Annotated in this window: 22 protein-coding genes and 1 other RNA gene; 5 read left to right on the forward strand and 18 right to left on the reverse strand. The window is 29.5% G+C overall.

Annotated elements, in window-relative coordinates; genetic code table 11:
- Positions 1–5 precede the first annotated feature (5 nt).
- The 11 genes from FVE75_RS01755 to FVE75_RS01805 all read right to left on the reverse strand — a co-directional run bounded on the left by FVE75_RS01755 (position 6) and on the right by FVE75_RS01805 (position 8,399).
- A complete protein-coding gene (locus FVE75_RS01755; protein WP_053393222.1) occupies positions 6–431 on the reverse strand; it encodes a hypothetical protein in 426 nt (141 codons plus the stop codon).
- 59 nt (positions 432–490) lie between these two features.
- A complete protein-coding gene (locus FVE75_RS01760; protein WP_147004915.1) occupies positions 491–1,270 on the reverse strand; it encodes a hypothetical protein in 780 nt (259 codons plus the stop codon).
- Between the two features lie 184 nt (positions 1,271–1,454).
- On the reverse strand, positions 1,455–2,174 hold the full coding sequence (locus tag FVE75_RS01765) for a hypothetical protein (RefSeq protein ID WP_232052584.1): 720 nt from the start codon (positions 2,172–2,174) through the stop codon (positions 1,455–1,457).
- Positions 2,175–2,190: 16 nt separating this feature from the next.
- A complete protein-coding gene (locus FVE75_RS01770) occupies positions 2,191–2,853 on the reverse strand; it encodes a DUF6683 family protein (RefSeq protein ID WP_147004916.1) in 663 nt (220 codons plus the stop codon).
- 33 nt (positions 2,854–2,886) lie between these two features.
- Positions 2,887–3,717 (reverse strand): tetratricopeptide repeat protein, encoded by an 831-nt coding sequence (locus FVE75_RS01775; RefSeq protein WP_232052585.1) that lies wholly within the window; start codon positions 3,715–3,717, stop codon positions 2,887–2,889.
- Positions 3,707–4,519, reverse strand: coding sequence for a TraX family protein (locus FVE75_RS01780; RefSeq protein ID WP_147004917.1), 813 nt, complete (start codon positions 4,517–4,519; stop codon positions 3,707–3,709). Before FVE75_RS01780 ends, FVE75_RS01775 begins: the two co-directional genes overlap by 11 nt.
- Positions 4,520–4,540: 21 nt before the next feature.
- On the reverse strand, positions 4,541–5,320 hold the full coding sequence (locus FVE75_RS01785; RefSeq protein WP_147004918.1) for a DUF6683 family protein: 780 nt from the start codon (positions 5,318–5,320) through the stop codon (positions 4,541–4,543).
- 101 nt (positions 5,321–5,421) lie between these two features.
- Complete coding sequence (locus FVE75_RS01790) at positions 5,422–6,204, reverse strand: DUF6683 family protein (protein WP_147004919.1); 783 nt, start codon at positions 6,202–6,204, stop codon at positions 5,422–5,424.
- Between the two features lie 85 nt (positions 6,205–6,289).
- Entirely contained in the window at positions 6,290–7,066 is a 777-nt protein-coding gene (locus tag FVE75_RS01795; protein ID WP_147004920.1) for a DUF6683 family protein, read from the reverse strand.
- A gap of 96 nt (positions 7,067–7,162) precedes the next feature.
- Positions 7,163–7,993, reverse strand: coding sequence for an amino acid decarboxylase (locus FVE75_RS01800; protein WP_147004921.1), 831 nt, complete (start codon positions 7,991–7,993; stop codon positions 7,163–7,165).
- On the reverse strand, positions 7,980–8,399 hold the full coding sequence (locus tag FVE75_RS01805; protein ID WP_147004922.1) for a flagellar biosynthesis protein FliQ: 420 nt from the start codon (positions 8,397–8,399) through the stop codon (positions 7,980–7,982). The genes FVE75_RS01800 and FVE75_RS01805 overlap by 14 nt, the downstream gene beginning before the upstream one ends.
- A gap of 366 nt (positions 8,400–8,765) precedes the next feature.
- Between FVE75_RS01805 and FVE75_RS11045 the strand changes: the two genes are divergently transcribed.
- Entirely contained in the window at positions 8,766–9,005 is a 240-nt protein-coding gene (locus tag FVE75_RS11045; protein ID WP_197735199.1) for a hypothetical protein, read from the forward strand.
- A 110-nt stretch (positions 9,006–9,115) separates the two neighbouring features.
- Here the strand turns inward: FVE75_RS11045 and FVE75_RS01815 are convergent, their stop codons facing one another.
- The 6 genes from FVE75_RS01815 to rnpB form a co-directional block, all read right to left on the reverse strand.
- Entirely contained in the window at positions 9,116–9,634 is a 519-nt protein-coding gene (locus FVE75_RS01815; protein ID WP_147004923.1) for a DNA methyltransferase, read from the reverse strand.
- 243 nt (positions 9,635–9,877) lie between these two features.
- On the reverse strand, positions 9,878–10,489 hold the full coding sequence (locus FVE75_RS01820) for a PepSY domain-containing protein (RefSeq protein WP_147004924.1): 612 nt from the start codon (positions 10,487–10,489) through the stop codon (positions 9,878–9,880).
- The gene (locus tag FVE75_RS01825) at positions 10,489–11,850 is read right to left on the reverse strand and encodes a sensor histidine kinase (RefSeq protein ID WP_147004925.1); all 1,362 of its coding nucleotides are present in this window, start codon (positions 11,848–11,850) and stop codon (positions 10,489–10,491) included. The genes FVE75_RS01820 and FVE75_RS01825 overlap by 1 nt, the downstream gene beginning before the upstream one ends.
- On the reverse strand, positions 11,837–12,520 hold the full coding sequence (locus tag FVE75_RS01830) for a response regulator transcription factor (protein WP_147004926.1): 684 nt from the start codon (positions 12,518–12,520) through the stop codon (positions 11,837–11,839). Before FVE75_RS01830 ends, FVE75_RS01825 begins: the two co-directional genes overlap by 14 nt.
- 214 nt (positions 12,521–12,734) lie before the next feature.
- Positions 12,735–13,430 (reverse strand): DUF2628 domain-containing protein, encoded by a 696-nt coding sequence (locus FVE75_RS01840; RefSeq protein ID WP_147004928.1) that lies wholly within the window; start codon positions 13,428–13,430, stop codon positions 12,735–12,737.
- A gap of 382 nt (positions 13,431–13,812) precedes the next feature.
- An RNA gene (gene rnpB, locus FVE75_RS01845) (RNase P RNA component class A) lies at positions 13,813–14,161 on the reverse strand.
- Positions 14,162–14,573: 412 nt separating this feature from the next.
- Between rnpB and dapD the strand changes: the two genes are divergently transcribed.
- The 3 genes from dapD to FVE75_RS01860 all read left to right on the forward strand — a co-directional run bounded on the left by dapD (position 14,574) and on the right by FVE75_RS01860 (position 17,774).
- Positions 14,574–15,272, forward strand: coding sequence for a 2,3,4,5-tetrahydropyridine-2,6-dicarboxylate N-acetyltransferase (gene dapD, locus FVE75_RS01850; RefSeq protein WP_147004929.1), 699 nt, complete (start codon positions 14,574–14,576; stop codon positions 15,270–15,272).
- Positions 15,273–15,427: 155 nt separating this feature from the next.
- Positions 15,428–16,573 carry a tetratricopeptide repeat protein gene (locus FVE75_RS01855; RefSeq protein ID WP_147004930.1) on the forward strand — a complete coding sequence of 382 codons (1,146 nt, stop codon included), beginning with the start codon at positions 15,428–15,430 and terminating at the stop codon, positions 16,571–16,573.
- A gap of 127 nt (positions 16,574–16,700) precedes the next feature.
- Complete coding sequence (locus tag FVE75_RS01860) at positions 16,701–17,774, forward strand: S66 peptidase family protein (RefSeq protein ID WP_147004931.1); 1,074 nt, start codon at positions 16,701–16,703, stop codon at positions 17,772–17,774.
- A gap of 74 nt (positions 17,775–17,848) precedes the next feature.
- On the opposite strand, the gene FVE75_RS01865 is transcribed toward FVE75_RS01860, so the two are convergent.
- On the reverse strand, positions 17,849–18,499 hold the full coding sequence (locus FVE75_RS01865; protein ID WP_147004932.1) for an RsiV family protein: 651 nt from the start codon (positions 18,497–18,499) through the stop codon (positions 17,849–17,851).
- A 546-nt stretch (positions 18,500–19,045) separates the two neighbouring features.
- On the opposite strand from FVE75_RS01865, the gene nifJ reads away from it, so the two are divergent.
- Positions 19,046–22,615 carry a pyruvate:ferredoxin (flavodoxin) oxidoreductase gene (gene nifJ, locus FVE75_RS01870; protein WP_147004933.1) on the forward strand — a complete coding sequence of 1,190 codons (3,570 nt, stop codon included), beginning with the start codon at positions 19,046–19,048 and terminating at the stop codon, positions 22,613–22,615.
- Positions 22,616–23,263: the final 648 nt, after the last annotated feature.

The following is a 23,263-nucleotide window of genomic DNA, read 5'->3' on the forward strand; positions in this document are numbered from 1 at the left end:
GTAAACTATTTTTTTATATTTTCTGGAGTAGATGCCACATCTTTGGAAAATGTCATTGAAATTCCTGTATCCTGATTATACTGCACTTTTCCATTTTTTACAATAATTTCATCTGATTCCTTGCCATTTCCTACAAGAATGTATTTTCCGTTGCCCTTACTTTGCATATCATAAGTTCCTGCCTTTGTTATACAGTTCCCGTTAACTACATTGTTAAGACTTATATAAGCAATATTTCCTTTTATTTCAAAATATGAATTTTCAAAACATTCCTGACCTGCCACCTTTACAATCTGCCCTTTTGTAGTAAGTGTTTCCACATTATATTTTCCTGAAATGCCACTTTGGGAAACTTTCCCCTTTGCTTCACATCCCATACTCATTAAAATCATTCCTGCCATCATAGCTAGATTTATTTTTTTATTTTTCATTTTTTCACCTCTGTCTGTATTTAACTATTCAAAATTCCATCAGCTATTTTCTTATCCTATTAAAATAAATGTATATGTGCTTTACTTCCATATAGTAAAACGAATGTCATAATTGGCATAAAAGATATAAAAAGAAGCATACTCTGCATTATCTTCATTTTAAAAAGCCTAAATTTTACTTTTGGAATCTGCTTTTTCTGAATTATGTCTATCATGTTGTCCACAATTTCTGAGATTCTGCTATTTTCTATTATTATATCTATTTGCGAAGAGCCTCCTTTTAAGTTTTTCTCAGGCACAAAACAGATTTCTTTTTTTCCATCAAGAAGATAGATGTGAGATTTAGATCTGATTATTCGAGTGCCAAATAGAGGAAATAACTCAGTACCCCAGTTATAGCCTTTAATATCCAGTAATTTTCCATTTAAATAAAAATCTTCATTTATTATCTCAAGCGTATCTTTTGTTTTTTCTTTTGGATAATAATATTTGTTCCCGTATGTTATACTTATTACAGCACAGCTAAGTAAAAGCAGTATTCCAATTTTTATCCCGGAAAACATTAATATTTCTATTATGGTAAAGCAGATAATATTCAAAACAACTGATTTTTTCAAATTTTTAGGAACTTCATAAAATACCGTTCCTGTTTCTGTTCTTTCACGGTAAACTGTATCAGCTGCTAAAATTCCAAGTTTTATTTTCTCTTTAGCTTCATCTTCATGCCTTTGAATAATCTTACGTAAATTTTTTTTGATTTTTCTATTTTTCATATCAAAAATAATTATTATACTCAAAACTGCAAAATATATTAATGCAAAAACTAAACTATATAGCATTTTAAACTCCCTGAATTAATAAGATATTCCTTGCAATGTTATATGAATTCTGTCAGCATCCACTTTTAAAATTGTTTTCAGTACCTGTTTTTACAAAGATAATATTGTTATACACCATATATGCTACCATTATTTTACTAAAATAAATACATATATGCTTTGCTTTTATATAAAGAAACAAGTATCACAATTGATATAAAAAGTAAAAGAGAAGTATGCTCTGCATTTTTTTCATTTTAAAAAGCCTAAATTTTACTTTTGGAATCTGTCGTTTCCGGATTACATCAATAATATCATCTATAATTTTAGAAATTCTGTCATCTTCTATTATTATATCTATTTGAGATCTTTTTAACTGTCTTTCAGGTACAAAACAGATTTCTTTTTTTCCGTCAAGAAGATAAATATGGGATTTAGAGTATATTATTTGAGTTCCAAATATAGGAAACAATTCAGTTCCCCAGTTATAGCCCTTAATATCCAATAATTTTCCATTTAAATAAAAATCTTCATTTATTATTTCAAGTGTATTTTCTGTTTTTTCTTTTGAATAATAATATTTATATCCATATATCATACTTATTACAGCACAGACTATTAAAAGCAATATTCCAAGTTTTATTCCCAAAAATATTAATATTAGCATTATGGCAAAGCAAATAAGATTTAAAACAACTGCTTTTTTCAAATTCTCCGGCACTTCATAAAATACTCTTCCTGTTTCCGTCTTTTTACGGTAAACTGTATCAGCTGCTAAAATTCCAAGTTTTATTTTCTCTTTAACCTCATCTTCCTGTTTTTGATTAATTTTACGAAGTTTTTTTCTGTTTTTTATTTGTTTCACACCAAAAACGATTAATATAACAGCAACTGAAAGATACACTAATACAATAATTGAATTCATTTCAGTCCCCTCCGTATTAATAAGATATTCCTTGGGCTGTTATACGGACTCTATCAGCATTCACTTTTAAAATAGCTTCAAGTATTTGTTTTCCTGCATCCCTTAATTGAGCGGTAGTCTGTGAATTAGGATTGCTCTGATTTAAGGACTGTCCCACAGCTAAAGTCATTCCAACCATAACCATCTGGTCGTACATACTTTTTTTCTCCCTGTTGCTCATTCCGTCAAAAAATCCGCTGTTTTCAAGATGAGCCTTGAACTGATCTGCCATAGGTTTCACATAGTCATCATTAAGACTTATATTGTTATATGCCATGTATGCTCCTGCTATTACAGCCGCTACTGCTGAAGACAGATCATTTGTCGGTATTCCTACAGAATGGGCTACCTGTGGAAAAGAATCATACAGCTGTTTTAATGATGCCCTTATTTCCTTTTGCTGGCTTTTTGGATAAGTTGCAACCAATGTTTCCAGTCCATCGGTACTTCCGTCCTGTGTGAAAGTAAGTGATGATTTTCCGTAAGATTTACCTTGTGAAGATGAAGTTGTATTTAAAAGTTCCTGCATTATTTCATTTTTAAACATATCGCTGTAGTCAGCATGAGCTTGTCCTGAAATTCCAAGTCCCAGTGCTAAAATACTTAAAAGAAATATTTTTTTCATAAATTTTGCTTTCATAACTTTTCCTCCTGTAATTTTTTTATTTTACTGTTAATTTAAATCAGATAATTTTTTCCTGTTTTCCTCATATTTTTTACTATTAGTAGATTTTAACATTTCATTATCCTTTTTGGCATTTTCTAAAGCTATGTTATACAAAAGGGGATTATAGTTTTCTTTTAGAAATTTTTGGTTAATTATAAAAGTTTCTACTGCTTTTTCATTATTTCCTGACAATCTGTAAGCCTGTATCAAATTTTTTTCAATTATCTCTGAAAGTACATTATTTAATACTTTAATATCCTTATATTCAGCATAACTCTGTTTACCATGTTTTAAAATACCTATTGCTTTTTCATAATATTCAGCACTTTCCTCATATTTTTTTTCATAAAAGAGAATATCTGCCATCACTCTGTAACCATAAGAATAATCAGGAGCATTTTTTAAAAATATTTCTGTAATTTCCTTTGTTCTTTTAAATTCACGGTTTTGATAAAATGCCACAGTTACATAATTATGGTATTTCTCAAGATTTTTGCTGTCCTTTAAAAATTCCTCTTCCGCTTTTTTTATAACTTCTTCTGATGAAACTTCTTTCTGCTTTTCTATTTCAGAGCTGTCTTTTTCTGAATTCTTTTTATTTTCTTCAGTTTTATTTTTATCGCTCTGGCTTGTATTAATATTATTACCTTTTTTTGTTTTATTTTGTTCCTGTTTCTTATTGCAGCTAAAAACAACAAAAACTATCATAGCTATCATTAAAATTTTTTTCAATTTTATCACTTCCCCAATGGATACAGAATTTTTTATGTTTTTTATTTTCTTAACAGTTCTTCTTAAACTTTTGCTTTGTAAATATTGGCTTGACTTAATTTCCATAATTCTTACCTATCAAAGAAATCAGATATATCATAAAAGAAACATAAATCGCCACTATTAGTAAAAGGTGTAATGGATAAAAGAAATAAAACATATATTTTGTAAATCTGTTATGAATACCCTGCTTTCCGTTGTAAAGCCATATTATCGGCAGTGAAAATATCGCAAATATCTGTGTTTTTATAAATATCTCATTTCCAAAAAAGTTAAACGGAAATTCAAGTCCAGGCATAATAAATACGTTTAGAAACACCATTAATACAGCCTGAAATATTATATTCCTGTAATTTTTCCCCCTGAAAAAATAGAATATCAGAATAATTGCAATTCCATATCCTAAATAATCACTTCTTGCAAAATGTGCAATTGCGACAGTTAAAATGCTTATGGCAGCTTTTGCAAAAAATTTTATTATTTTATTCATATTTTCTGATTTTTCCGTTTTTTCCAGTAAATTCATTCCGCATAAGGCAATTCCGAAAGTCCATAATACATTGTTATATGGATAAAATACCATTATTTCTCCTCTTAATGCCAGACTTGCAAAAAAATTGAACGGAATTTCCGAAATAGCTGCAAAAATAAAGATACGTATTAAATATTTTTTTCTGTTTTTAGTCCTGTAAAATCCTTCCGTAAGTATAAAGGCAAAAATAGGAAAGGCAAGTCTTCCAAGCACATTTAACCATATCTGATTAGGAAAAAATATATTCCACAGATGATCTGCCACCATAAATGCCATTGCTAGAATATGTAGTGTAAAAGAATTTATCCCTTTAGAAAATATATCTTTTTTATTCATTTTCACTCCTATTCTATTATTTTAATAAGAAAGCCCTGATGCCGTTATTCTCACTTTGCTTGCACTTACTCCAAGAAGTCCCTCAAGCACCTTTTTACCAGCCTGTCTTAATTGAGCTGTAGTCTTTGCATTTGGATTTTGTTGATTTTGAGACTGATTTACTGCCAAAGTCATCCCTATTATTACCATTTGGTCATAAATATATTTTTTTTGGCTGTCACTCATTTTATCAAATTCAGAAACACTTTGCATAGCTTCTTTAAACTGATTTGCAATAGGTTTCATATAATTATCGTTAAGGCTGACATTGTTATAAGCCATATATGCTCCTGCTACAACAGCTGCCATTCCTGTTGATAAATCATTTGTAGGTATTCCTACAGAACGTGCTACTTGCGGGAATGAATCCTGTAATTTTTTCAATATAGGTTTCACTTGGGCTCTTTTATTTGAAGGATATTGAAGAACTAAATCATCTAATCCTTTTGTATTTCCATCAGGTTTAAATGTTATTTTAGCTTTTTTTGTAGAAGTAACTGTCTTAGCACTTGTCGATGAAGATGTATTTTTTTTATTCGACGATGTTTTTTTTGACATTAAATTATTATATTCGTCTTCTCCATACATTTCCTCATATCTTTCTCTATTTCTTTTTTCCTGTTCTCTTGCATTTTTGAGCCCTTGATTAGCCATCCATTGTGCATTATAATCAATAAAAAAACCGTAAGCCTGATTTGAAATCCCAAAACTTAATGCTGCTATTATTGTTAAAAATATTTTTTTTATTTGCTTAACTTTCATAATTTCTCCTCTTAAATTGAATTATATATTTTCATTTTTTTGTTTTTTTTCATTATTACTACATACTGTTATAAAACTTCTTATTTTTGTAATTATTTATTTTAATAAACAAGCCCTGACGATGTTATTTTTACTTTACTTGCATTTACTTTAAGAACTCCCTCAAGTACTTCTTTTCCCGCTCTTCTTAATTGAGCAGTAACTTTTGCATTTGGATTTTGCTGATTTTGGGACTGATTTACAGCTAAAGTCATTCCTATTATTACCATTTGGTCATAAATATATTTTTTATCACTATCACTCATTTTATCAAACTCAGTTACACTTTCTAGAGCTTCCTTAAACTGTTTTGCCATAGGTTTCATATAACTGTCATTTAAACTGACATTATTATAAGCCATATATGCTCCAGCTAATATAGCAACCATTCCTGAAGACAGGTCATTTGTAGGTATTCCTACTGAACGTGCTACCTGCGGGAAAGAATCCTGCATCTGTTTCAGGTATGTTCTCGCTTCTCCTCTTTGTTTTGAAGGGTATCTGTTAACAAGATAATCAAGTCCTCTTGTACTTCCATCCGATTTAAAAGTTATTTTGGCTTTTTTTGCCGGTTTTGGTTTAGACGATGTTTGGGATGATGATGATTTACTTTTACTGCTTCCTGTACTCTTAGAGCTTGAACTTTTTCCACTTGAACTGTTGTTATTTGTATTATTACCAAAAACTCTATTATGATTCTCAAAAGTTCTTCTCATTATATCCTGCTGAATCCAGTCACTGTTATAATCATACCAGTATCCCATAAATGCATGTGCAGGTTGTGATACAAATAATCCCGCTCCAATAACTGCTGTAACAAATAGTTTTTTTAAATTTATTTTCATAATTATTCCTCCTAAATTAAATTATATATTTTTATATTATTACTATATACTACGATAAAACTTCTTATTTTTGTAATTATTTATTTTAATAAGAAAGCCCTGATGATGTGATTTTTACTTCACTTGCATTTACTCCAAGAAGTCCTTCAAGCACCTGTTTTCCTGCGTTTCTTAATTGGGCAGTAACTTTTGCATTTGGATTTTGCTGGTTTTGGGACTGATTTACAGCCAAACTCATTCCTATTATTACCAATTGATCGTAAATGTATTTTTTATCACTGTTACTCATTTTATCAAAGTCATCTACACCTTGAAGCACTGTTTTTAACTGATTTTGCATAGGTTTCATATAATCATCATTCAGACTTACATTGTTATATGCCATATATGCTCCTGCTATTGCAGCTGCCAATCCTGAAGACAGGTCATTTGTAGGTATTCCTACTGAACGTGCTACCTGCGGGAAAGAATCCTGCATCTGTTTCAGGTATGTTCTTGCTTCTCCTCTCTGTTTTGACGGATAGTTATTAACAAAATAATCAAGTCCTCTTGTATTTCCGTCCGATTTAAAAGTAATATTTGCTTTTGTTGTTTTTGGGGCTGTAGTTGAAGTTGCTGAACTTCCCGTTGTTTTTGTAGTTGTTTTTTTAGAATTTGATTTTTTCTTTGAAGAATAATCTCCTTTTTTAATGTGGCTTATTACTTCACTACCAAGTAAATAATTTCTTGTACTATTTATCACATTGTTCGTATAGTTAAAACTGTCTGACATATCATAATAAAATGCGTGTGCAGGCTGTGATACAAATATTCCCACTACAATAACTGCTGTAACAAATAGTTTTTTTAAATTTATTTTCATAATTATTCCTCCTAAAAATTTTATTTTTTATGATTTCTATTATTTAATTATACTGTATATTTTTTAGATTAAAAGAACATTAGAGCTTTTTCCTTTCTATTTATTTTTTGATGTTTTTTTAAATATGAGATTACTCTCAGGAACTCCGATATAAAGAATTTGCTCGTTATCCATAAGCGTTATTACATCGGCATTGCTTAAATCATCTAAAAAATCTTTATCCCTGTCGTTCAGTCCGCTTCCTTTTTTCAGCAGATTACTCAAATTATCTATTTCAAAAGAAATTCTGTGATTTTTCAGGAAATATTTTCCCGAATATTTTTTCCCGTTTTTTCCTGTTATGACAACATTTCCTTTATCAAGTTTTATTGAAATTTCACTGTTTTTAAGTTCAAGTCCTGCAATATTCATAAGTGTCCATTCATTAGCCATTATTTTTTTCTCAAAATCTTTAATATTACTAAAAAATGAAAATCTGTCTTTATATTTTTCTTTAGAATATTTTTCCATATTATTTAACATAAAGCCGTCCCCTTTTTCAAAGCTGTTTTTCAAAAAATCGGGAATATCCTTTCTGTATATGAGATATACAGTTTCATAATTTTTGTTATCCACATAGACAGGATAATAGCCGTAATCAGAATTTCCTAACGACAGCATAGGCGAAAGGATTGCTTTAACTATTCCATTTTTGAGATTCTGCACCATAATATTACTGTCCTTATATTCAGTCGCTTTGAAAATAGTATAAGTGGGAGAATGCTCTATTTTTTCAGCAAATTCCCTGTCAATCTCATTGGATACACCTACTTCTAATATATATCCCTTGTCTATTATGTCTTTTTTTAAAGGTTTTCCACAGGAAATAAATATTATTCCAAAAAGTAGAAAAATTATAAATCCTGTCAATTTTTTAATTTTTATCATACTGTTTTCTCCTTCCTATCAATAAATTTACACCAAGGCCCACAAGAAATATTACATCCAATAAACCTATGGCAAAATAAGCATAATAAGTTGGTAAAAATTCTTCATCTCCTGCTGATGAAACTAAATATTTATACGATATTAAAAATATTAGTATTTTTAATATTACACCAATTATTGTTAAAATTATCAAAGCCTTTTTTCCAATTCCTACTTTTGCATAAAAATATGATAAAAATATATTAAGCAAAATTAATATAAGATTTTTCGAATATATACCTCCAATCATTTTCAAATTACTTAAAACTGATACTTCTAATACTAATACAGGTAGAAAAAATAGTACCAGAATATTAAAACAGAGCAGATGAATAAAATACAGGCTTGCAAAAAATATTTTTTTCATTTTTCCTCCTTATTCAAACGCTAATTAATTAGTCATTTTTCAATTTTATGATATGTAATATAGATTAAAATAAAATGAGAATTTTTACTTTTTTCAAAGAGATAAAATTATATTGCAAGGAATATGAGTGAAGACAGTAAATATGCATTGTCGTTCATTTTATTTTTTGATAATAAAATTTGTAATATGATTTCGATTTTTTTAATATTTTATTGATATTTATATAAAAATAGGGTAGAATTGAACATATCAAACTCTCTACAAACTTTTTATAGTTGGTATAGGCTTTTATTTATTATAGGAGTAATTATGAGTAAGGAGTATTTAGAAATTATTGAACAGTTATAACTTTTTAAAAAACGTGGAATGATTATTAAAAATGAGAAAAAAGCATTAGAGAAACTGGTTTTTATAAATTATTACAAGCTGAAAGAAGCCTTGTTCCCTTTCTTTTTTGAAAATAAATACATAGAAAATATAAGATTTGAAGATATTGTTTTTAGATTTTATGAAGATAGAAATTTAAGATTATATAAAAGAGATATGAGAATCTTAAAACAAATAGGATTTAAAGATATAGAGAATATAAAAAATTTAAAAATATAATCACAATCGTTAATTCGGTTGTGATTTTTTGTTAAATAGCTATAAATCAGAATAGATGCAGGGATACTAAGAATAAATAATCCCTGTAAAAATAAAACAATAGAGAAAATTTAGTAAACCACTTTGAAGCCTTCCTCTTCCAGTTCCTGTTGTCTTATTTCTAAAAACTGAACATTTATCAGATAGAGAATTTGAAAAAGTTCATCATTTGTGCTGATTGAATTATCTATAAAATCTCCAATGAATAGCATATCTTGAAAAGCGAGTGCCTTATTTGTTGGAAGTTCCAGTAAATAATAGTTTCCTTCTTCTTTATTGATTGTCTGTTTTGTAAGATATTCGACTGCATAGTCTGAAGCAGTTATATAACGGTACATATCACCATCATATTTACATTTCATCTGAAATACTACGAGCCTTCTTTCTTTTAATGCTTTAACAATTTCAGGATTTGCAACATCAGCTGGTATTTCCTCATCTTTATATTTTTCTGTATCTTCATAAATTAATCTTGCCTTACTATTTGTTTTTAGCTCTTTAGGAATATAGCACATAATTCTTTCAGTCTGTTCTGTAGAAAAACTTAAACTAGAAAATATAAGTGCTAGTATAATAATTATTTTTTTCATTTTATTTCCTTTCATATAATACAAGATAGAATGAAAAGTTATTCAAATGTATAGTAAAACTTATTTAAAACCAAACTCAAAAGTTATGACTACTTTACTCAAACCTTAAATTTATAAGTTTTAGCAGTTTAATTTAAAATAGGTTTGAGTATATTATATAATAGAAAAGAAATTTTCACAAATAAAATCTCAAAAAAATATCCTCTTTAGTCTATTATTAAACTTTAGAGGATATTTATCTTACTAATTTTCATTTACTTCCCAAGTTATTACTTCACCTGTTATAGCATCAATGTCGAATTTATATTCTGTATTTTTATACACAATTCTTCCTTCATAAATTTTTCTTCCTTTTTCACTATCTAGCTGAATATTTGTAACATTGATTTTTTTCGCACCAGTAATCCGTGCAACCGCTATTTCTTTTGCTTTTTCCATTCCAATATATTTTGGTGTTTTTCTTATTTCTGTATCACTGCCATTTGTATTGATAATTTTACCATTATCTCTTATTGTTGTTGAAGCGGATATTCGTTCTTTTTCACTGTAACTCAGAACTTTTCCTGTATTAGCGTCAATGTTATATTTGTATTTTTTCCGTTCTGTATAAAATTCTATTTCATAAATGAATTTTCTATTTTCTTTATCCAAACGAATTTTAGTCATTTTTGCCATATTTTTTGCCACTTTTGAATGATTCAATGCAAGTTGTTTTGCCTGTTCAATCGAAATTTTTACATCGACATTAAAAACTCTTACAGTTTTAGCCTTTTTAGGTGAATTTCCATTTGCAAAAGCTCCTGTTACTATAATAAAAAATGAAATAAGTAATGTTTTTAAAAAATTATTTTTCATTATTCCTCCTTTTTCAGCCTAAATATAAACGAACTTCCTTTTCCAATTTCACTTTCTACAGCAATTTCTCCTTTGTGTGCCTCTATAATCCATTTTACCATTGATAAACCAAGTCCTAGATTTTCTGTTGATCTGGAACTTTCCACCTGATAAAATCGTCCCCATATTTTAGGTATATTTTCTTTTTCAATACCAATTCCATCATCAATAATTTTACAGATTGCAAAATCTTTATCCTGTGTTAATTTTATCCATATATTACCGTTTTCACGACCATAGTTAATTGCATTTGAAATTAAATTTACAAAGACTCTCATAATCATTGTCTCATCACCAACAATAAAAATATCTTCCTCTATTTCAGAATAAATTTTTATATTTTTATTGTCTGCACTATGTTGCTGGCTGTCAGCAATAAGATGTGTCATTTCACTTATATTTATTTTATCAAAATTAAGTTTCTGATTTCCTCTGTCCATTCTCGATAAAGTCAAAAGCTGTGAGATTAGTTTTGACATCTTTTTAGTTTCATCTAGTACAGAAGAAATTGTATTTTTTGCATTTTCTATTGAATTTAGATTTTCAAGTCCATATTCACATTCGGAAATTATGATTGACACAGGCGTCCGTAATTCGTGTGAAACATCAGATGTAAACTGTGCTTCTCTTTCAAAGGAGTTTTGTAGTCTATCAAACATTGTATCAAATGTATTTGCCAAAGTGTAAATTTCATCATTTCCTTCTCCAATGTTAATTCTTTGTGTCAAATTGTTTCCCTCATTTATTTTTTCTGCTGCCTCCCTTATTTTTTCTATTGGCCTAAATGCCTTCTTTGTTATAAAGTATCCGCTTATTGCGGAGAATAATAAGAAAAATGGTAATACAATCAGAGAAATTAAAACAATTGTTTCAATAATATTTTCAGCTTCTGTCGCAGGAGTGATTCCTCGAATATGAACAATACCATAATCTTGAAAATTCTTTTTGCTATCAAAAATATACCATTTTTTATTTTTATGTTTTATAATTCTCACATCATTTTTATCAGAAAAAGTTTCATCGTATTCAAAATCTAGTGGAATGTCTCCATAAATAAACCCTGTTTCGTCATTATAAACTGATAAATGAACATTATTATTAAAAATAATAAAATCATTATCAATAGTAAGTTCGCCATCATAAACTTCAATTTCATCGAATGCTGAAATTACGGAGCTTTTTAAATTTTTGTAAGCGTTTGCCCGTATAAGATTTTCGCTGATATAGATTATTGTTGTAAGAAATATGATTATAAGGCTTATCATAAGACCAATGTACCAGAAAGCTATTTTAGATTTTATAGAAAATTTATTCATTCTCATTATCAATCCTCAATACATAACCGAGTCCACGAACTGTGTGAATAAGTTTTGGAGTATAGCTGTCATCAATCTTTTTCCTCAAATATCTGATATATACGTCTATTACATTAGTTCCACCTTCATAGTCATAATTCCAGATATGGTCTTCTATTCTTTCTCTTGATAAAATTTTTCCTTTATTTCGTATTAGATATTCCAAAATTGAATATTCTCTACCTGATAGTTTTATTAATAAATCATCTCTAAAAACAGTCTTGGCATCAAGGTCGACTTTAAGATTGGCTATTGTAATTACATTGTCGGCATTTCCAGAATTGCGTCTTAAAAGCACACGGATACGAGCCATAAGTTCTTCAAAGATAAAAGGTTTCACAAGATAGTCATCTGCACCGTAATCTAGTCCTTTAACTTTATCATCTATATTGTCTCTTGCTGTTAAAAGTAATATCGGAACTTTATTTTTCTTTGCCCTTATTCTTTTAATCACTTCAAATCCATCAAGTTTTGGAAGCATAATATCTAGAATTATTGCATCATATTCAGTTCCTTCCACGTATCTGACTGCTTCTTCTCCATCAAAACAGCTATCAACGCCATAATATTCCTTTTCCAGCTTTTTTGTAATAAGGTCATTTAATTTCTTTTCGTCTTCTACAACTAATAATCTCATTATCTTTCACTCTCTTCCGTTTCCATTAGTGTACATTGATTTTTTTCACAAAATAATTTTAATTGTTCTATTTTTGTTGTTTTTTCACAATTTTGATTACTTTCTACAAATAATTCACTTTTATTATACCTTATAAATACCGACAAAAACAGAGAAAGAAGAAAAAATCTTTTTATAAAGATTTTATAATTACTAGATTTAATTAAATATTCCATTATTTCCATTTTATCTTATCCTTATTTTTGGCAGCTAAAAATGATCCTCCACCTGTCAATCCTGCTCCTAAAAGAATTAAAATAATATTTGCCGTAAAAACACCTAGAACAAGCGAAACAAGTCCACCACCGATTAATCTTGCCACAAATTTCTGAAGTGTACGATTTTTATAATTCGTTTCAGGATTACTTGGATTATTATAAGAATTGTTAGTATTTACATTGTCAATACTATTGTTATTCATATCACGAAAATTACTATTATTCTTAGCTTCCTTAAATTCGATAGCTTCAGTTTTTCCTGGTTGCTGTGTTTCCCAATTTTCAGCTTCTTTCATCATTCTTTCTCCATTACTTCTAAAAGAATTATTTGTATCATTGAATAAAATTCCATTCATTCTCAAAACCTGTGCATCTTCTTCTGTAAACGGATACCATCCTTGTTTAATAAGTTTTTTGACATGCATTTCATTATATTTAAGACCAAATATAGCTGATAAAATAAATATTAATGGGAAAAATATCAGCCCAGCTGTACCAATTACAATGAAAGCAATTCCAGCAATCATATAATCTCCTTTAATTAAAGGATATATAAATCCTAGAAAAAATGCCGCTTTTGAAAATCCAAATTTTACTTCTTTTCTCAAAATTCCATTTTCCAATATTGCTCTTTTTCCATTTATCTGATTCATGAGTAATCATCTCCTTTTATTTTTTATATATTTTATTTTCAAAAATATGATATTATCAAAACATTAAAGTAAAATGAGAGTTTTCATATTTTTTAAATTTGTAGTAAGATTACTGCAATTTTAATTATCAGGATAGACATTTATTATTAAGATAAGGATTTGCAACAATGAGTAATCCTTAAAAAAAATATAGTAAAAACTGTTGTTACATAAAATAATTTAATAATAAATCTTATTAGAAAATATAAACTATGTTAAAGATAATAAATTTTACTTTTTTGATAATATATTGTGTAATTTAAAAATTATTAAACATTTGCTATTTAAATTAAAGAATAGTATATATTTTATAAAAAAGAAAAACTCAGAAAATTTCTGAGTCTAGGTAGGCCTTGGTATAAGCCGGATTCTGTATTTGTTAATCATTTATCTAAATCAATAATTGCTTATGGATTTTAGCGAGCTACCAATCAAGTCAAGACGGGCCGCCTCTTAATAACTTTCTGCTTGCTCTTGCTTTGGGAGGGGTTTACCTAGCTAATTTAATCTCTTAAATTACTGGTAGTCTCTTACACTACCTTTTCACCCTTACCTGAAAAAGACAGGCGGTTTCTTTTCTGTGGCACTTTCCTTAAGATTTCTCCCAGCAGCCGTTAGCTGCCTCCCTTGCCCTGCAAAGTCCAGACTTTCCTCTTAAAAATAAATTTTCAAGCGATTAACTCCAAAACCTGAATTTATAGTAACATTTTTTATCTATTTTTGTCAATTTATTTCTATTTCAAAATAAAGATTATAATTTTTTAAGAAAAAACCAATAGTAAAAAAATATACCTATCATATAGTAAAATTGCTTTAAAACTAAACTCAAAAGGCTATGACTATTTTACTCAAAACCTAAATTATATAATTTTTAGTAGTTTAATTTTAAATAGGTTTGAGTATATTTTTAAAATATTATCGGAAACAAATGTTTAATATAAAATTTAAATTCCGTTATTTATATATTGAAAATGAATTATATTTAATCAAAATAAAAAATTAAAAAACAAATTACAGTTGTAAAAATCAGAAAAAAATGCTAAAATACGGAAAATACAATGATTAGAAAATCATAATATGTAAAAATAAAACTGGAGGAATAGAATGACTGAATTGGAAAAATCAAAGGCGATTATTCAATATATTGCTGATGCCAAGAAGACAACACCTGTGGAACTTTATACAGATGAAGAGATAAAAAATGCTTATTCTTGTAAAGTAATAGGAAAAGAAGGCTTAAAGATAGTTTTTGGAGATTGGGAAGAAATTGAAAAAATTATTAGTGAAAATAATCTTACTAATTATTATCTGAAAAATGATAGGAGAAATTCTGGTGTTCCTATGCTTGATATTAAAAATATTAATGCAAGAATTGAGCCAGGAGTGTTTATTCGTGATAAAGTAACCATTGGAGACAGAGCTGTTATAATGATGGGAGCTGTTATAAATATCGGTGCTGAAATTGGTGAAGGAACAATGATTGATATGAACGTTGTACTTGGTGGACGTGCAAAAGTTGGTAAAAATTGTCACATTGGTGCAGGAGCCGTACTTGCAGGAGTTATTGAGCCGCCTTCAGCAGATCCAGTAGTTATTGAAGACGATGTAGTTATTGGAGCAAATGCTGTTGTACTGGAAGGTGTAAGAGTAGGAAAAGGTTCGGTTGTTGCAGCTGGAGCGATTGTTACAGAAAACGTGCCAGAAGGTGTTGTTGTAGCTGGAACGCCTGCTAGAATCATAAAAGGTGTAGATGCAAAGACTGCTTCAAAAACAGAATTAGTTGATGCTTTGAGAAATATTTAGTGCTTTTTTATGAAAAGATGAATAAAAAAGCAATTCTTAGAATTATTTACGCAACTTTATAAGTAAAATCAAATTTAAAAATGATAAAATAAATTTGTGAAATAAATGTGTACATTTAAATAAAAGGATAAATTCAAATTATTTTAGGAGGAAAAATGAAAAAAATATTACTAATAGGAGCTATTTTAGTAACAGGGGCAATTTCATTTGCTGATGGAAAATCAGATTATGAAAAAGCAGTAAAACTAGCAGGAGAGAAAAAAGTAGCTGAAGCAGTAAAGGTATTGGAAGGAGTTGCTAAAGGAACAGATGCTGCTTATGCACAAAAAGCTAATCTTGAATTAGGAGCATATTATTTGCAAGAAAATAAAGTGGCTCAAGCAAAACCTTATTTACAAGCTGCTTGGGGAAATGGTCAATCTACAAATGCAGAAGCTGTTGAAGCTGCAAGATTACTTTACTTAGTGGGAATTCAACAAAAAAATAAAGCTGAAGCTGAAAAATACATTCTTTGGACAGATGAAAAATCTGGTGGAAGTAATGCTGATATAGCATCAAGTTTAATTATTTTCTATTTTGATAATAACGAACAATCAAAAGGAACAGCAAGATACAATAAAGCAGTACAATCTTCAAATAAAGATTTTGTAGCTGAAGTAAATTACAACATTGGACAATATTATTTAACAAAAAATAACAATGCACAAGCTAAATCATATTTACAAAAAGCATACACTGGAGCAAAAGATCGTGTAAATGGAGCGGGAATCTTGCTAGCTGAAATTGCTATGAATGAAAAGAATCCAGCACAAGCTGAAAAATATTTATTAGAAATGAATACAGCTTCGCAAGGTAAAAATGGACAAATCTTAGGAATGTTGGGAACTTACTATTTACAACAAAATAACCCTAAGAAAGCAGAAGAATTCTTAACAAAAACAATAGCAGTAGAGCCTAAAAATGTAAGTGCAAAAATTTTATTATTAGGAATTTATGAAGCACAAAGCAATACAGCAAAAATAACTCCATTATACAATCAAATAAAATCAGCTGTACCAAAAGACACTAATAAACAAATTGGAATTTATTTTGGAAGTATTGGAGCACCAGGATTAGCTGAAAAATATTTACAAAAAGCAATAAATGAAAATAAAGATAATTCTGCAAAAGTTATTTTAGGACAAGTTTATGCAGGACAAGGTAGAAAAGAAGAAGCAATCAAAATTTTACAAGAAGCTGTAAATAACAAGGTAAGTGGAGCAGCAGAAGTTTTAAAACAAGTTCAAGCGATGAAGAAATAAGTTAAATAAAAAATTGTAAACTATAAAATTATTTGGTATAATTAGGCAAGGCATCTTAATTGTGAATATTAAGATAAATTGCCTATTTTTTTGGAAAATTTATTAAAAATCAAATTTATAAAAGGAAGTGAGAACAATAAAAATAAATAAAAAATTGTTACTATTAGGACTATTAACAACTAGTTTAACATTAAATGCCACATACAATACAACAAGAAGTAGTTCAGGCGTAAGTACAAAAATAAAAAATGCTGTAGATTCTCAGAGTGCAAAAAATAATACAGTAAATGAAATTGTAATTCCAAAAGGACTAAAACCAGGCGATACAATTGGTTTAATAGCACCTGCAAACTATACTAACGAAAATAGTTACGCAGAAATAGAATATTTGACAAGCAGAGGATTTAATGTTGTATATGGACAGTCATTTTCATCAAGATGGTACGGATTTGGAGGAACTGACGATGTAAGAGCAAAAGATATAAATGATATGTTTGCAAATCCTAAGATTAATGCTATTTTTGCTGTGCGTGGTGGATATGGCGGAATTAGAATTGTAGATAAATTAAATTATGACGTAATCAAGAAAAATCCTAAAATTATTTCAGGATTTAGTGACAATACAACTTTATTACTCGCAATTAATGAAAAAACTGGGCTTGTGACATTTCACGGACCTATGGCAGATAATTTGAAAAATATTCCGCCAGTTACAGAAAATTCCTTTAATAAAGCTTTCACAAGTAATGAATCATATAATTTGTTAGGTTTTGATGATACTTATTCAATTATGAAAACTGGACGTGGAAGCGGAAGGATTACTGGTGGAAATCTATCATTAGTAGTTGCTACACTTGGAACAGACCACGAAATTAATACAGATGGAAAAATATTATTTCTAGAAGAAACAAACGAAGTAAGCTATCGTGTGGACAGAATGTTGAAACAATTAAAACTGGCTGGAAAATTTGATAAATTACAGGGAATCATATTAGGAGATTTTAAGAATCCTAAACAGTCAGATCCAACAGATATGACTATTGACGAAGTTTTTTATGATAACTTTGGAAAATTAAATGTTCCGATTGTAAAAAATTTCAAATCTGGACACGTAAGACCATTTATTACCGTGCCAATTGGGGCAAAAGCCAATATGGATACTTACAAACGTGAAATTTTAATAGAAAAAGCTACAAAGTAAATAAAAAAATACACTATTAATAAAGTAAAATTTATTTTTTAGTGTATTTTTTAATTAATATATTTAGTTTAAAATTATTTTAAGATTCCTATTAAATCTGTCAATAAGAATGGAATAAATACTTCCCCATCAGCAAAATTAGAAGCTTCACCTTTATTATAAATAAAGATAATAGAATCATTTTCCATGTAGAAATTTTGCTGTTTTACAATTGCATCAAATCTATCAACTTGAGGAAGACCAAACTGTTTAAATTTATCATTAATTGCACTTGATAGAGAAGATTCAAATCCATCGGCAAATAGGTCTTTAAGCTGTAAAACTTTTCCATTTTTTAAGTTGAATGTCATTGCATTGTGAAGTTTTGCTTTTTGTCCTGTATCATTGTCTGTTAATTCAATTTTGAATAAAATACTTACAAATGAACTGTTGTTTGCTGTTACATCGTAAGAAACATTATAAGAAATATGTTTTGTAGATTTATAATCAGAGATAAATCTTGTTACATTTGTATTCATATTTTTAGTAACAGTAGAATTTCTACCAGCAAATACAGGATATGAAATTCTTGATTTATTTTGAATTTTTGTTTTTGGAGTAACTCTTACAATACTCGCTGATGTTGGCGAAAAATCTCGAAATGTAAAAGTAGTATCAATTTTTTCCTTTGCAAATGACACATTAAATAAAAGCAATGTCATAAAAAATAATGTTAATTTTTTCATTTTTATAATCACCTCAAAATTTATTTTTTGTTTTTAGTATATTATATACTAAATTTTATAAATAAGCAAACTTTTTCGCATGGATTTATTTTTCTAAAATACAGTATTCCCTTTCAATAGTGTTTAATCTAAAACTATTAACTAATTATAGTTAAACTAAAAATAATTTTAATTTTTTAGAAATGAAATTTCTTTTTAATATTAAAGTCCATTTAAATAACGAAATTATTACAAACTTTTCCGATAAAGGATAAAAACCTACTATTTCAAAATAATAAAAATATAATTTTCATTTTTAAACATAGTTTAGTACAAACTAGTCCGTAGGAGTATTTTTTTGCTGGCAATGAGTAATCCTGCGAAAATAAAAGAGAAAAACTTTATTAACAATGACTTGATTCATAAAAGTAAAAAATAATAAAAAGAAAAGTTAAAAAATAATTGCAAATTTGGGCTAGAAAATATATAATTATATATATGTAATTGAAATTTTATAATGAAACAAAAAATGAAAAAGTTATAAAGTTTCTTAATTTGGAGGGAAAAATGACAAAAAATATGAAAACAATGGATGGTAACCAAGCTGCAGCTCATATAGCTTACGCATTTACGGAAGTCGCTGGAATTTATCCGATTACTCCGTCATCAACTATGTCAGAGCTTGTAGATCAATGGGCATCATACGGAAAGGAAAATTTATTTGGAATGCCAGTAAAGGTTGTGGAAATGCAATCAGAAGCTGGAGCTGCGGGGATTGTACACGGATCGTTGCAAACTGGGGCTTTGACAACGACGTTTACTGCTTCTCAAGGATTACTATTAAAAATACCTAATATGTATAAAATAGCTGGGGAATTGCTTCCAGGTGTAATGCACGTGGCGGCAAGGGCTATTTCTGCACAGGCGTTATCAATATTTGGAGATCATCAGGATATTTACTCGGCTAGAATGACAGGATGGACTATGCTTGCGACAAGTTCGGTTCAGGAAGTTATGGATCTTGCTGGAATTGCACATTTAACAGCAATTAAGTCGAGAGTGCCAGTAATGCATTTTTTTGATGGATTTAGGACTTCGCATGAGATAAATAAAATAGAGGTTATGGATTATGAGTTTCTTGAAAGCCTGCTTGATAAAAAAGCTGTTCAGGAATTTAGGGAAAGAGCATTAAATCCAGAAAATCCTGTAACAAGGGGAACAGCTCAGAATGACGATATTTATTTTCAGGCAAGAGAAGCTCAAAATAAATTTTATGAAGCTGTACCTGATATTGTAAATGACTATATGAAAAAAATTAGTGAAAAGACAGGACGGAACTATGCACCTTTTGTTTATTATGGATCAGAAACTGCTGAAAGAGTTATTATTGCAATGGGGTCTGTAAATGAAACAATAAAGGAAGTTGTGGATTATCTGAATAAAAATGGGGAAAATGTAGGTGTACTGAATGTTCATTTATATCGTCCTTTCTCCAGCAAGTATTTTTTTGATGCAATGCCAAAAAGCGTGAAAAAGATTGCTGTACTTGACAGGACAAAAGAGCCTGGAGCATTGGGAGAGCCATTATATATGGATGTAAAGGCACTTTACTATGGACGTGAAAATGCACCTGAAATTGTTGGTGGAAGATATGGACTGTCATCAAAGGATACAACGCCAGAACAAATTATAGCAGTGTTCAAGAATATTGCACAAAAAGAGCCTAAAAATAATTTTACAATTGGAATTATTGATGATGTAACATTTACATCTCTTGCACTTGAAGATGAAGTGTTTACAGGAAATGAAGATGTAAAAGAATGTCTGTTCTTTGGGCTTGGTTCAGATGGAACAGTTGGAGCAAATAAAAATTCGATAAAAATTATTGGAGATAAGACAGATTTGTATGCACAGGGATATTTTGCATACGATTCCAAAAAAGCTGGAGGAGTGACAAGATCCCATTTGAGATTCAGTAAAAATCCAATTCGCTCAACTTACTTAGTTACGAGACCTAATTTTGTAGCCTGTTCGGCACCTGCATATCTTGGGAAATATGATATGATTTCTGGATTGAAAGAAGGTGGAATATTCCTCTTAAATACAATTTGGGAAAAGGAGAAATTGATACCAAGTATTCCGAATGAGATAAAAAGGGAACTAGCTAGAAAAAAAATCAAATTTTTCATTATAAATGCTACAAAATTAGCTAAAGAAATTGGATTAGGAAATAGAACAAATACTATTATGCAATCAGCCTTTTTCTATCTTTCAGAAGTAATTCCTCACGAAGAAGCAAAGGAATACATGAAAGAGTATGCAGAAAAAAGTTATGGAAGAAAGGGACAAGATATTGTTCAACAAAACTGGAATGCTATTGACAGAGGAATTGACGGTCTGGAAGAAGTTGAAGTATTGCCAGAATGGGCAGACCTTGAAGTCAATGAGCAAATTATTGAAGCTGCAAAACCTGAATTTATCAAAAAGATTGCAGATCCGATTAATCTTATGAAAGGTAACGAATTGCCAGTTTCTTCAATTATAGAAAATGGAATGGTTGACGGAAGCTTCCAGCATGGAACGGCACATTATGAAAAAAGAGGAATTGCTGATGAAGTGCCAGAATGGCAGCCAGACATGTGTATCCAATGTAATCAATGTGCGTATGTGTGTCCTCACGCTGTAATACGTCCGTTTCTGCTTGATGAAGAAGAAATGAAAAAGGCACCGGAGGGAATGCCTACAATAAAAGCTCTTGGTAGAGGAATGGATGGACTTGAATATAAGATTCAGGTATCGCCTCTGGACTGTACAGGATGTAGTGCCTGTGTAGATGTTTGTCCTGCACCACGTGGAAAAGCCATTGTTATGAAATCTACTCAGTCTCAAATTGAAAGAAATGAAATTGAATACACAGATTACTTATTTAACAATGTTTCATACAAAGATAAGATTTTAGGGAAAAATACTGTAAAAGGCTCACAATTCGCAAAGCCGCTGTTTGAATTTTCTGGAGCGTGTGCAGGTTGTGGAGAAACACCTTATATCAAATTAGTAACACAGTTATTTGGAGAACGTATGATTGTGGCAAATGCTACAGGATGTTCTTCAATTTATGGAGCTTCTGCACCGTCTTCACCTTATACGACTGCTGAAAGCGGCTGTGGGCCTGCATGGGCTTCTTCACTATTTGAAGATAATGCTGAATATGGGTATGGAATGTTTCAGGCTGTAAATACAATTCGACTTAGAATTTTAAAAAGAATGGAAGAAATAAAGGCTGATGTTTCAACAGAACTTTCTGATTTATTTACTTTATTTGCAGATAACTTTTATGATGGAGACAAGACTACGGAAATACGTGATGAACTAGTAACTTTAATGGAAAAGGAAAATTCTGAGAATTCAAATGAGAAAGTAAAAAACAACATAACTGAAATATTGGAACTAAAACAATATCTAATCAAAAAATCTATCTGGATGTTTGGAGGAGATGGATGGGCTTATGATATTGGATTTGGTGGACTTGACCATGTACTAGCTTCTGGAGATGATGTCAATATGCTTGTGCTTGACACTGAAGTTTACTCAAATACAGGAGGACAGGCTTCAAAAGCATCAAAAGCAGGAGCAGTAGCAAAATTTTCTGCTTCTGGAAAGCCAACTAAGAAAAAGGATTTGGCTGCAATACTTATGACTTATGGAAATATCTATGTAGCAAAAGTTTCAATGGGTGCAAATCAAAATCAGACACTAAAAGCAATAAGAGAAGCAGAGTCTTATTCAGGACCATCAATAATAATTGCTTATTCACCTTGTATAGAGCATGGAATAAAAGCTGGAATGGGTAAATTCCAGACAGAAGAAAAACTTGCAACAGAAGTAGGATACTGGCCAATTTTCAGATATGATCCAAGACTCGCTGAAAAAGGGAAAAATCCACTGCAGTTAGATACACGAAATCCCGCTTGGGACAAATACGAAGATTTCCTGCTAGGAGAACGAAGATATGCAACCCTAGCCGCAGAATTTCCTGAAAAAGCGAAAGAATTGCTTGAAGCAAACTTAAAGAATGCCAAAGACAACTGGAACTACTATAAACGAATGGCAGCAATGGATTATTCAACAGAAGAATAAAATTAAATTAAAATAAAATTTATTTTTTATAAAAAGAAATTCCCCTTTATTTTAGGGGTTTTTCTTATTTTTTAGAAAAAAATTAGAATAGGTGGCATTTATTTTGATAAAAAAATGTGGTAAAATTATGTAGATATTTAAATTAATGCTTTTTATTTAAGATCCATAAGATGAATTATTGTTAATAAATATTTTTTAAAATTTATATGTTATTTCTTTATTATAAAGCAAAGGGGAAGAGTCGCCATCCCCTTTTATTTCGCAATATTAGTTATTTCAATTTCTTCAAATTATAATATCTGAAGATTTTGGCGAAAGTGCTACGCACTAATCCCAGCTTGTCTAAGCATTTTTTTGAAACGAAAACGAAACTCGCTATGCTCACTTTCGCAGATAAAGATTAGAACAACTCTACAAAATATATTTGCTATGAAGATTCTAGTGAAAGAAACACATAAATGTATTTAGTCGTTTTCATTCTAAAAAAATCACGACATTTTTAATTTAATTATGAAGGCTGCTTTAATAAAGAAATATTAATCAAAATAGCTTATACTAATATCTGATTAAACTATGTATAATAAATTAGGAAAAAGTATATATTGTCGCTATTGATTAAACCTGTTCGACAACTATATGTCTTTATTA

The sequence above is a fragment of the Leptotrichia hongkongensis genome (genome assembly GCF_007990635.1).
Taxonomy (GTDB): domain Bacteria; phylum Fusobacteriota; class Fusobacteriia; order Fusobacteriales; family Leptotrichiaceae; genus Leptotrichia; species Leptotrichia hongkongensis.